The organism is Candidatus Lernaella stagnicola, assembly GCA_030765525.1.
Taxonomy (GTDB): Bacteria; Lernaellota; Lernaellaia; order Lernaellales; family Lernaellaceae; genus Lernaella; species Lernaella stagnicola.
Map to the genome: position 1 here is coordinate 252,456 of JAVCCK010000034.1, position 11,589 is coordinate 264,044.

Sequence of the window (11,589 nt, forward strand, 5' to 3'; positions counted from 1 at the left end):
CGCTAACGTTCGGCGAGTGTGGCGATCATCGTCGCTAACGCCGCACCGTCTTCATCGTCGATCCAACTGGCCACGATCACCGTCGTGCGCTCGTCCTCTTGCCACGCGAACGCCACCATACGTCGGCCGCCCCGGTGTCCGGAACAAGTCATTGCTTCGTGGCCGGCGACCGTCGTCGCGTTGACGCCGGTGGGAGTCGCGACGCCCCGCATACGCGCCAAGCCTACGACAAGGTCTTCTAAAGGCCGACGGTACTCGGTGCCGGTCACGAGGCGCAAATCGGCACGGCCGCGGGCGCGGCGGGGACCGATCCACACACGGTTGCCCGGCAGCGTCGGCTTGGCCGCCCAGTTCACGGGTATCGAGATGCGCATGCCGAAGTCGGGAAGGTCGACGCGACGCAATTCCAAATCGGAGGCCGGTGGTAGTAGCGCCGGTTGCGGCGTACGCCCCGCACACCCAACCACGGCGAGCAGGAGCCATAGCGCCCAGAGCCGTCGCATCACGGGCTCCCGGTAAAGCGCACGCGAGCGAAAATGAAGTCCATCAATTCCTGGTCCGCCGCGTCGTCGGCCAACATCACCATCACGTACACGCCGTTATCGTGGTCGATGACGAAGGCCGTGGCGGTCATGCCATGTTTTGTTTTCCGGAGGCCCAGGGCCGGCCGTTCATCGACAATGCCCTGTAGCGCCGCGGCGTCTTGGTATTTGCGGTCCTTGAGAATCTCTTCATACACTTGGCGCGCGGAAATCGCTTGAGGGTTGACGTAGACGACGATGCGGCTGTCGCCTGACTCCTCTTGGATGTGCAGCGAACGAACCGGTTCGTTGCGCCATTGCACAGTCCAACCTTCGGGCACGGGGATCTGCATCCGCAAGGTTTTATCGGTGTGGGTTTTCAACGTCGCACCGCCTGGGCCGACCATCTTTGCCGTCGCGCACGCCGTGAGAAAAACGAGTAAAATCATCACCAAACGAAAACGCATCGCCGCCTCCCGAAACTCGAGTCGGCGCTATGGTAGCACCGCACCGCGAGACGCGGAAGACCCGCGGCCATGTTGACGAATCGCGCGTGGTCTCGCTATGGTGCCAGCACGTGGCGTAAAAGGTGCATCAAGCGGGATACGCGTGTAACAGTACTGAGGCGAAGAAAAAGACAAGAAGCCGTACCGAGCCAAAGAGGGAATCGTCCATGACCGAAATCGCTGAGAGAACGACGCTCGACCAGCAGTTGCGAGACGGGTCGATCACCAGCGTGCAATATCGCGAGAAACTGGCGGCGATCCTGCCCGACCCGCCGCCCCGCGAAGGACGCCCAAACTTCGCCGACGTGCAGGACGAATTGACCACCGGCAAGCTGGCGCGTGGCGATTTCGCGCGCGTTAATTGGCGGAAAAAGGACCTGAGTGGTGCGAGACTGGCCGGCGTCGATTTCACGAAAGCCAAACTCGGCCGCTGCAATTTGCGTGAGGCAGACCTAGCCGGGGCGCTTCTCAGTGGAACCGATTTGTCGGGCGCGGATCTGTCTGGAGCCGTGCTGCTGGGTGCGGACCTTTCCGGCGCGAACTTGAAAGATGCCGACCTCACGGGCGCGGTGCTCGATCGTGCCGATGCGAAAAACGTTGGCGCTTCGGGTGCGAAGTGGATCGGTGTGAGCGCTATCGGTACGGATTTCACGTTCGCCGATATGCCGCGCGCCGAGGTAGAGAACGCCGATTTCCGCGAGGCGGATTTCACCGACGCCAATTTCGCCGACGCCAAACTGACCGGCGTCAATTGGAACGGCGCGACCCTCACTCGTACGACGCTGCAGAATTCGCAAATCGAACGGTTTTCGGCCGTTGGCGCAAGCGCCGAGCGGATCAACCTGAACCTCGCGGCGGTGACCGACGCCGATTTCACCGACGCCGAACTGGTCAAAGGTGATATCTCCAATGCCTTCCTGGAACGGGTGTCGTTCAAAAACGCCAAACTGACCGGCGCCATCTTCAACGTCAGCGAGCATCGCGAAGTGACTCTCGAGGGCGCCGATTTGACCGGGGCGTCGCTCAAATCCATGGTCGGCTATTCGGAAGAGGAGTTGGCGGCATTGGCCGAGCGCGGCGCGAAGGTGGACAAGTTTCTGCTGCGCCGATTTCTGCGTTTGTTGTGGCGCAGTCGCGCGGCGCAAGCCGTCGCGGCGTTGCTGCTGATTGCCGCGGGCGTCGGCATCCACTGGTACATCAACAATCCCGTGCATTGGAGCTACGCCAAGCTCGAGCGCGTCGCGCAGGAACGACGGGGCAACGCCGATTTCGCGGGCGCCGAGGAACTGTACCGTGTCATGCTGTCCAACTTCAGCGAGCAGGCTTCGAAGGTGGCGGCGGCCCGCAACGCGTTGGCCCGCTTGCTGATTGAAACCAAGCGCTTCGAGGAATCCGAAAACCTGTTCAACAGCGTGATTGCCGATTTTCCCGATCAGACGGGCGCGGTACTCGGCGCGGAAATCGGCATTGCCGACATTCTGCGCGAGCAGAAGCAATACGAAGCGTGCGAACATAGGCTTCTGGCCACCACCGACAAATTCGCCGAACACCCGCAGGTGATCGACGCCTGGGACCGCCTCGCGCAACTGGCCAAGCTGCAGGGACGACCGGATCGCGCGCGGGAGATTTACGAGCAGGTCATCGGGCAAACCGCCCTAGACGAAAATACGATCGTGCGCGCCCAATTCGAGCTCGCGCAAATGCTGCACGACAACAAGGATTACGACGGCGCGATTACCAAGTACCGCGAAATCGCGCAGCGCTTCCAGGACGACCGCGCCGGGGCCGCGGCGCTATCCTCCATTATCCAGATCGAGGTGGAACGGCAGGAACTCCAGGCCGCGGCCTTGGTGCTCGAGGAGTTAAAGCGCAAATATCCCGAGGAAACCGACAGCGTGCTGGACGGCGAAATCTTCTACGGCAGCGCCATGTTGAACGACAGCAATTTCGAGCGGGAAGGGCTGCGTCGCCTCCAGAAAATTTTTGAACAGAACCCGACAACAGACAAGGGATATTGGTCCGGCAAGGGAATCGCCGAATACTACAAGCGCGTCGAAAAGTACGAGCAGGCTCTGCAAATCCTTGCCAAGTTGCAGGAAAACTTCTCCGGCAACGTGCGTCATCGTATCGAAATTATCGCCGCCTTTGCCGAGATTGACCTGCTGCGAGGACAGCCGGAACAGGCGCTGGAACGATTGCAGGCCGTCACCGATTTGTTGGCGGAGCCGGGGCAGGCGCGTATCGTACTGGATTTGCAGGCGCGGGCCTTGGCCGCGTCCGGCCAGGTGAAACGAGCGCAGATCACCTTCCGTCGTCTCGCCGAATTGTTCCCCGAAGATGTCGGTACGCGCTTTCAGGCTTTGATCGGCGAGGCGAGGTTGCTCGCCACCGCGGGCGAAACCGAGCAGGCCGTCGTCCTCTATCGCCAAGCGGCCGATTTGGCCGATCAGCCGCTGTCGGAATTCGATGCGCTGCAAAACATCGCCGCATTGCGCCGCGAGGTTGGAAATTGGGATGCCGAAGAACGCGAACTGCGCGCCATGGAAAAGCGTTTCGCCGAGACGCCAATCGTCACGGCGCAGGTGATGCTTCTGTTGGCGGAAAATCAACGCCGCGTCGGGAAAGCCGACAAAGCCTTGGAACTGCTGCGTCGCGTGGCGGAAATGGAAGTGCCGAACCGGCCGGTCGAGGCGTTGCAGGCAATGCTGCAAATTTACTCGCGGCAGGGCGATGCGGACCGGGTGGCCGAGGTGGGAGCGGAAATCCAAAAGCGCTTTCCGCAAGATCGCCGCGCCGGGCTGACCGCTCGCATTGAAGCGGCAAACCTGCTGGTGCGGCAAGGGAAAAACGACGAAGCGAAGCGCGAATACGAAGCCATTGCCGCCGCCGGCGAGTCCAATTTTCGCCGTCAGGCTCTGCTCGCGTTGCTGCAATTGCATGTGGACCGTGGTGAGACGCAAGACGCCGAACGCTTCTACGAAACCATCAAACAGGAATTCCCCGCCAAGTTAGACGACATCGCCAACGCGACGCTTGTCTACGCGCAACTGTTGCGCAAGAGCGGGCGCGGTGCCGAGGCCGAGGTGCTTTACGACAAGTTGATTGCCGAGAATGCCGGCCAGATCCACGGCCTGTGGGCGTTGGCGGGGCTCGCGCAATTCCATCTCGAACAGAATCGCACGACTGAAGCCGCGGCCGCCTACCGGCGCATGCTGGAAGATCCGGCGGCGAAAAAGCACCCAGAGGAAGCCATGCGCGCCCGCCAGGGATTGGGGATGATTGCGGAAACGGCGCGCGATCATGACGGCGCCGTCACCGAATACCGCAAAGCGCTCGACCTCGCCGAATCCGACGACGACAAAATCGGCATCGAGCAAGCCATCGTGCGCGCCTTGGCCGAGCAGGGCAACGTGGACGAAGCCGAAGCCCTCATCACCCAAATGAAGCAGCGCGACTCCCAGCAAGTCGGGATGATCGAAGCTGCGCAAATGAACATTCTGGGCGCTCTGGCGCGGGATGGGCGTATTGAGGAAGCCCTCACCGGATACGAGCGCATTGCCGCAGAAACGGACGATGATAACAACAAGGCCGCCGCGCTCAATTCCATCGCGCAAATCCAACTGAGCCGGGGACGGCTGCGCGAGGCCGAAACCGCGTACGGTCGCTTACGGCGTGAGTTCGCCGACGACCCCCTGCAACTGCGCGCAGCGGACCTCGGTCTGGCCGGTCTTTTCCGGCAGCGCGGCGATTTCAAACGGGCGCTTACCGCTTACCGGAAAGTCGTTGATCGCTACGATGACTCGGCGACTCGGCGTCAGGGCTTGGCGGCCATCGCCGGTCTCTACGCCGAAATGGGCGAGTTGGACAAGGCTCGCGAAACCTATCAGGCGTTGTTGGACAATGCGGGCGAATCGGCCTCGGCCCAGGCTACGGCGATGATGGGCTTGGCGGACTTGCAGGCGCGGGGCGGCGAGGTCGACAAGGCCATGGAGGGCTACCGGCAGGTGCTGGATCTCGCGGTCGAAGATACGCTGAAAATCGGCGCGTATCATGCGCTGGCGCAGCTCTACATGCAGCAGGGGCTTTTCACCCAGGCGCGGGAGATCTACGAGGAACTGGGTCAACGATTCCCGCAAAACGCCGAGCATCTCGTCGCGGCGCGTTTCGGCGAGGCCGAGACTTTGCGTCAAAACGGCCAGTACGAAAAGGCGGCGGCGATCTACAACGAATTGCGCGACGGTTCGGCCAACCCGGCCGTTAAGACACGGGCTCGCATATCCATCGGCCGCGCTTATCTCGACCAACAGAAATTTGCCGAGGCCCGGCAGGCTTTCGCGGAAGTCGTCGAGGACAATCTCGCTCCGGCGCTGCAAAAACTCGAAGCCCGCACCGCCTTGGCGGACCTGTTGCGTCGAGCGGGCGAGATGGACGCAGCGGCCGACGCCTACGAAAAAATCGTCGCGGAAACCAGTGACGAAAACGTCAAGCAAGGTGCGAGGCAGGCCATCGCCGGCATTCGCCTGGAACAAAACCGTCTGGACGAGGCCGAGAAAATATTCCGCGCGATGTCCAAAGCGCCGGGCGGCGCGGCACGTACCGCCGGCGGAATGATGGGGCTGGCCGATGTCGCGATGCGACGGGGCGAATATGAAAAGGCGCGCGGTTTCTATCGGCGGGTTCGGCAGGCGGCGGTTGACGTCCAAAGCGATTTGAACGCGTTGACGGCCATCGCGCAGTCTTACACGGCCGAGAAGAAATTCGCGCGGGCCGAAGCCGCGTACGACGAGATTCTGGAAAAACACGGCAGCAACGCCCAGGCCAAGATCGACGCACAACTCGCCAAAGCGAACCTCTTGCGGGATCGCGGCGACGTCGAAGAAGCTCTCGGTGCGTACCGGGAAATCGCCGACACATACGGCAACGCCAACCAGGTTTATTGGGCATTGTCCGGCATCGCCCAAATCGAAGGACAACGCGGAAGCGTCGACTTGGCGCAACAAGCGTATGACGAAATCGCGCGCCGCTTTCCCGAAAATGCCGCAGGCCTAGCCGATGCAAAACTGAACCAAGCCAACATGTTCAAGGCCACCGGGCGACGAACCGAAGCCGAAAAAGAGTTCCGGGAAATCATCGAAACCTACCCGGGGTCGCGGCAGACCGCGGCGGCCGTCGAGGGCTTGGCGCAGATCGGCATCGAATACCAGGACTACGACCAGGCGCTTCAGAATTTCCAGAAGTTGTTGGAGGATTTCAGTTCCGATCCGTCGGTCACCACGCGCGCCCGTCTGGGGCTCGCCAATGTGGCGCGGCAGCAAGGTGAAACCGATAAAGCCGTCGCCGAGTTCGAAAAAGTCGCCGGCGAAGCCAAGCGGCCCGACGACCAAGTTCAAGCCCTCGTGTTTCTCGCGCAGACGCTCCAGGAGACCGGCCGCAATCAGGAAGCCGAGGCGGTGTTCGACCGTCTGATGAACCAGTATTCCGACCGCCCATGGGCGCGATCGGAAGCCAATATGGGTCGTGGCAACCTCCGAATGACGCAAGGTCGCTTCCAAGAAGCTGCCGATTTGTTCAAGAAAGTCGCCGAAGAGTTCCGCCGGAAGCCGATGGCGGGCGGGGCGTTGCAGGCGTGGGCGAGCGCCGAGATCGCCGCGGGCAACATCGAGGGCGTCGAAACCATCATCACGCGGATCGAAAACGAACACGGCGACGACCCCAACGCGGCCATCAACGTGCACATGAACGTGGCCAATAAGTTGATCGCCGAAAAGCAGTTCGCTGCCGCCGACCAACGTCTCGCGCGCGTGCTGGAACGATACAAGGGATTGCCGCAAACCGCGTGGGTCAGACACGCGCAGGCTCAAAGTGCGTTGGCGCAGCGACGTTTCGGCCGCGCCACTGAAATCTACCGCGAAATCAAAGAAGAGTTCAGCGGCAACCTCGTGGCAGTGATCGATGCCGAGCTCGGCGAAGCGGATTTGTTGCACGGCCAGGGGGAAACGGATCGGGCTCTCGAAATCTACGAGCGTGTCGCCAACCGCTATCGCGATTACAGCCAGGCGGTCCGCGGTCTGCAGGCCATGGCCGACATTTACGGGGAGCGCGGTCGCACCTACGAGCAGGAACAGGCGTACCAACGCATCGTTAACGAACACCCGGGCGATCGTGAGACCTTGCTCAACGCCCGCCTCGCGCTGGGGAACCTGTACCGCACGCGAAACCTGACGACCAAGGCCCTCGAGCAGTATAAGGCGATCTACGAAAACCACCCCTCGGCCGACCAAGCCGCATGGGCCAAAGGCGCGGCGGCTCGCTTGTACTACCAGATCGGCGAAGAAAAAGTGGCCGTTGGTTTGATCGAGGAAGTGATCAACGGATTCCCCGAGGATCACGAAGCGGTTTCGGGCGCCAAGCAATTTCTGGAAGAAATTTACAAACGGAATTAATTGCGTAAAACCGATGCTATGGACATTGCCGCGTATGCGGCCGGGTTGGTCGCCGCCCTGCCGGTGGCGCTGGTGTTCGACGACCTGTTCGGCCTGCGCCTGATTCCCGACGCCGGCAATGCGGTGCTCCTCAACCTTCTCGCCGTCTCTCTCGTTTTGCTCACCCTGCGATTCGAGCCGCGCCGACTGGCCAAGGTCTTCACCGCAAACGAAACGAAACTCAGGCGTCGTCTGGTCATCGAACTATCGCCGCTTCTCATCCTGTTTCTCTTCCGCGGCAGTTGGGACATCGACTCCGGCGCACTCGCGCTCGTTGCGTTGCTGACCGTCGGCCTGCGCGCCGTCTCCGTGTGGTCGCTGCGCGGGACGGAAAAGATGCCGTCTTGGTACGCCGGCTTCTTATGGCTGCCGACGCTGGCGCTGGCCGGCGTGTACGGCGGTAATCTCGGCGGCTTCTGGCTCGCGCCGGCGCTGGTGATGATCCTCATCGGTGGCCTGTTTCTGCGCGATTTCCGCCGATTGGCGGCAACCGAAGGCATTGCCGCGCTACCCGGCCTTCTCGGCTTGCTTGCCTTCGCGGTCACCGGCAACCGCTGGGCGGGCGTGGCGGGAGTGACGGCGTGGGGCCTGGGGCGTTTGTGGGCCTACTCCCGTTGGCTCCGTCGCCGCGGTTATGGGCTGGTGATGTTGGCCGCGGCATTGATCGCGTTTTGGATGATCGACGGATCGCTGCGCCGTTCGCCGTGGGCCGATGCGTTGACCTCGCGGCATCTATCGGCCGACGTGCAGGTGCACGACGCGCTGTTCTGGATTCACAAAGACGTGTTTCGCGGCGACATCGATTTCGGCGTGGCCCGCGTCAAGATCCGTGGCCGCGAAGTTCCGAAGAAAAAGACTGCGGACATCACGCGCGTGATTTGCTGCGGCGGCTCCACGACCTTCGGCGTCAAGTTGCCGCCGGAGAAGGTGTGGGTGACCCTGGCCGAAAAGCGCCTGCACGATAGCGGGCGGCGCATCGAACTGCTCAACGCCGGGGAACCGGGCTACACCGCGTTTCAGATTCACTTGCTGCTCAAGCATTTTCTCGTGCCTGACTACGATCCCGACGGCGTCATCCTGTACATTGGCTACAACGACAGCCAATTGACCCGCGGCCCTTACACCGAGCGAGAACTTTACGCCATGTGGCAGGCTTACCGCGTCGGGCGGGGGACGTGGCGGATGCGGCTAGGGAATTTCCTCCAGCGCTCGCGGCTGTACAACCTTTACGCCCATACGCTAACCGGCGCGCGCCGCCGTTGGAGCCCGGAGAAGGTGCCGATTTCCACGCCGCCGGAATTCGCCCGCACGCTCGACGAACTTTTATCCTACCTGGAAGACGCGCAGATTCGCGTTTTGGTCGCCGCCGAAGCGCATCAAAACGACGAAGTGATCTATCGCCGCATCATGAAACGCCTGGCGAGACAACATCACGCGGGCTTCGTGGACGTGTACGACCTCGTGCGACGGCGCAACGCGCCGGGTGAGATCCATACCGATGTCGTTCATCTCACACCGCGCGGCAACGAGATCGTGGCCGATATCATCGCCGATGCGTGGCAAAACATGGAGATTGGACCATGAAGCGCCGGTGGCTTGTTCGACTCGCGTACGGCGCGATCCTCGGCCTGCTGGCGGTCGGCGCGGCGAGCCCACGGTTGGCGTCGCCCGGCCGCGTCAAACAAGCGATGGAGGCGGCCATCTACGAATCCGACGACCGCCGCGCCTCGCGACTGCTGCCGCTGTTTATCGACGCTTTCGAGTACACGCCGCTCGAACTGACTCGCCTCGGACAACGCCTGGGGGCGTTGAACGAACCGGCTGTCGTGGAGCAGTACGCGGCCTTGGTGGAGGAAAGCGTTGCGCCGACGGACCCGATCCGAGCGACCGCGCTGCTGTGGCGTGCCGAGGCCGCGGTCATGGGCAGGCGTCCGCGTGAAGCCCGGCGTTTGTACGAGGAGGTCTTGGAGAAGTATTGGGATCATCCGCAGGCGTTGGAGGCGCAGAGCGCGCTGAGGCGACTTGTCGGGCGCGACGCCGCGGCCCGCATTACCCAAGCCGCACTCGACGGCCAATGGGAGAGGGTGGTCGATCTGGCCGCTGAAATCGACGCCACGACTCTTTTCCCGGAGGATCGCGATTTGATCGCCGCCCACTTGCTCGAGGCATACCTGGCGACCGCACGGTTGGATGCGGCGGTAGAAAAACTGCGTCGTTGGGCCGCAGCGGACTCGGGCTACAATATTCCGTCGATTCTTATGCCGTCACGATTAGCCCCCTACGAGGCGAGCCGGGGCGTCGTGGGCCGCGCCCGCGACAACTTGACCGACGAGCGCTGGCGGATCGAGATGAGCGGCCTTGAGGCCGCGCTGGGCGACCGATGGCAACAGGTGCGGACACTACTGCCCGCCATGGACAGCCAAATGGCGTTGAACCTCGTCGAATACGGCCTGCGCCAAGCGATCGACGATGTTGCCGCGGAAGGCTTGCTGGAAGCCCTGCCACGCGAGCGGTTTTCCGATGTCGAAAAACTGCACGGTCACTTTCTCGCGGCGAACTTTTGGTTCTCGCGCGGCAACGTACCGCGGGCCGATGCGGCGATACGCGCCGGTCTCGATTTGCAGCTCGACGAGCCGGAATTCGGGCATTTGCAGCTTCTGCGGCTTGAACTGGATGACGTGGATCCGGGCGTCGCGCTTAAGCGCTATGGCGAGTTGGCCCGTCGATGGACCGCTCACGAACGTCTGTTGCTGGAGATTCTGCGCTTCGGTCAAAAGCGTTTGGCCGCTGCCGGGCGGCGGGGCGAGGCGTGTCGATTAGGCCGCGAGTATGCCGAGGCGCTATTATCTGCGGGCCACCGTCAAGGCGTGTTGGAGTTCTGCGATTCTCCCTGATCGGGGTCCTGTCCGTCGGTATCCTCAATTTGTTCACGGACGTGCTGCAAAAACATGCGAGGCAGCGCGAATGCCACAATGAAGGTCGAGGTTACTGCCAGCACCAAGGATGTGTACCAGCAAGGCTGCGATATGTTGTTGTAATTACGAAACAAAAAGGCGCACGCGGCGAGTACGCCCACCAATCCCGGATTGATTGAAAACACGATCAACATGAAGGGGTTTTGCCGGATCGCCCGAAAACGGAGCAATATCGCCAGAAAGATGATTGCCGAGGCCAGGATGCCGATTCCGATCCAGTCCTGCTGCTCCATGGTGACTCCCAGGAAAATTAACGTTGCCGACGTTACACCGCGGGGTGGGCGAAGTCAAAGCCCGGCGCGACCGAGCGCCCGAAGAAACGCCCTAGAAGAGTCATGAGCGAGGTGATCACGAGGTGTTGCTAAAACGCCACAGTTGTTGCGTAAACGCGTAATACCGGCGGAAAAAAGCTCTTGACAAAAACCTTGAATTTCATTATGTTCCAGCGCTCTTGAGTGTTACGTGCGAAAAGGAACTACACGATGTATGCGATTATTGAAACCGGCGGTCAGCAATTTCGAGTCCAGGAAGGCGACCTTCTAAAGGTTGAGAAACTGGACGGCGAAGTCGGTCATAAAGTGGAAATCGACAAGGTGCTGATGATCCGCTCCGAAGACGATATTAAAGTTGGCGCCCCGTACGTGGACGGCGCAAAGGTTGTCGGCGAAATCGTCGAACAGGATCGTGCCAAGAAGGTCACGGTTTTCAAGTTTCGGCGTCGCCTGGACTCGCATGTGAAGCGGGGCCACCGGCAACACTACACGGCCCTGAAGATCTCGCAGATCGTCGGCTGAGAAGGAGACTGTCATGGCTCACAAAAAAGCAGGCGGAAGCAGTCGGAACGGCCGCGACAGCCAAGGTCGCCGCTTTGGCATGAAGGCCCAGGACGGGCAGTTTGTGACCGGCGGAACGATCATCATTCGGCAACTGGGCACGCTGATTCACCCAGGTGAGAATGTCGGCATGGGGCGTGACTACACGCTGTACGCCAAGATCCCGGGCACCGTGAAAATTTGCCGTTGGGGTCGCGACCGGAAACGGGCGAACATCATCCCCGCCGAGCAGGCCCAGACCGACAAATAAGCGCGAAAAGATTAAGACAAAG

Annotated in this window: 8 protein-coding genes; 5 read left to right on the plus strand and 3 right to left on the minus strand. The window is 61.5% G+C overall.

Annotated features, from left to right (window positions below; all coding sequences use genetic code 11):
* Nucleotides 1–2: 2 nt before the first annotated feature.
* Both P9L99_15800 and P9L99_15805 read right to left on the minus strand, forming a co-directional pair.
* On the minus strand, nucleotides 3–503 hold the full coding sequence (locus P9L99_15800; protein ID MDP8224823.1) for a hypothetical protein: 501 nt from the start codon (nucleotides 501–503) through the stop codon (nucleotides 3–5).
* Nucleotides 503–988 (minus strand): hypothetical protein, encoded by a 486-nt coding sequence (locus P9L99_15805; protein ID MDP8224824.1) that lies wholly within the window; start codon nucleotides 986–988, stop codon nucleotides 503–505. The genes P9L99_15800 and P9L99_15805 overlap by 1 nt, the downstream gene beginning before the upstream one ends.
* A gap of 206 nt (nucleotides 989–1,194) precedes the next feature.
* Here P9L99_15805 and P9L99_15810 point away from each other — a divergent pair, with 206 nt between their 5' ends.
* Genes P9L99_15810 through P9L99_15820 form a run of 3 tightly spaced genes read left to right on the plus strand, consistent with a single transcriptional unit; the run spans nucleotide 1,195 to nucleotide 10,403 of the window.
* Nucleotides 1,195–7,470, plus strand: a complete 6,276-nt coding sequence (locus P9L99_15810) for a tetratricopeptide repeat protein (protein MDP8224825.1) — start codon at nucleotides 1,195–1,197, stop codon at nucleotides 7,468–7,470.
* Entirely contained in the window at nucleotides 7,471–9,093 is a 1,623-nt protein-coding gene (locus P9L99_15815) for an SGNH/GDSL hydrolase family protein (protein MDP8224826.1), read from the plus strand.
* A complete protein-coding gene (locus P9L99_15820; protein ID MDP8224827.1) occupies nucleotides 9,090–10,403 on the plus strand; it encodes a hypothetical protein in 1,314 nt (437 codons plus the stop codon). Before P9L99_15815 ends, P9L99_15820 begins: the two co-directional genes overlap by 4 nt.
* Here P9L99_15820 and P9L99_15825 read toward each other — a convergent pair.
* Nucleotides 10,370–10,717 (minus strand): hypothetical protein, encoded by a 348-nt coding sequence (locus tag P9L99_15825; protein MDP8224828.1) that lies wholly within the window; start codon nucleotides 10,715–10,717, stop codon nucleotides 10,370–10,372. The two genes, P9L99_15820 and P9L99_15825, sit on opposite strands and share 34 nt — an antisense overlap.
* Before the next feature lie 249 nt (nucleotides 10,718–10,966).
* Between P9L99_15825 and rplU the strand changes: the two genes are divergently transcribed.
* Complete coding sequence (gene rplU, locus P9L99_15830) at nucleotides 10,967–11,278, plus strand: 50S ribosomal protein L21 (GenBank protein ID MDP8224829.1); 312 nt, start codon at nucleotides 10,967–10,969, stop codon at nucleotides 11,276–11,278.
* 13 nt (nucleotides 11,279–11,291) lie between these two features.
* A complete protein-coding gene (gene rpmA / locus P9L99_15835) occupies nucleotides 11,292–11,567 on the plus strand; it encodes a 50S ribosomal protein L27 (GenBank protein ID MDP8224830.1) in 276 nt (91 codons plus the stop codon).
* The last annotated feature ends 22 nt before the right edge of the window (nucleotides 11,568–11,589 follow it).

Coding starts and splice junctions, on each gene's coding strand:
- P9L99_15800 (MDP8224823.1), bottom strand. CDS start 503: ATGCGACGGCTCTGGGCGCTATGGCTCCTGCTCGCCGTGGTTGGGTGT.
- P9L99_15805 (MDP8224824.1), bottom strand. CDS start 988: ATGCGTTTTCGTTTGGTGATGATTTTACTCGTTTTTCTCACGGCGTGC.
- P9L99_15810 (MDP8224825.1), top strand. CDS start 1,195: ATGACCGAAATCGCTGAGAGAACGACGCTCGACCAGCAGTTGCGAGAC.
- P9L99_15820 (MDP8224827.1), top strand. CDS start 9,090: ATGAAGCGCCGGTGGCTTGTTCGACTCGCGTACGGCGCGATCCTCGGC.
- P9L99_15825 (MDP8224828.1), bottom strand. CDS start 10,717: ATGGAGCAGCAGGACTGGATCGGAATCGGCATCCTGGCCTCGGCAATC.
- rplU (MDP8224829.1), top strand. CDS start 10,967: ATGTATGCGATTATTGAAACCGGCGGTCAGCAATTTCGAGTCCAGGAA.
- rpmA (MDP8224830.1), top strand. CDS start 11,292: ATGGCTCACAAAAAAGCAGGCGGAAGCAGTCGGAACGGCCGCGACAGC.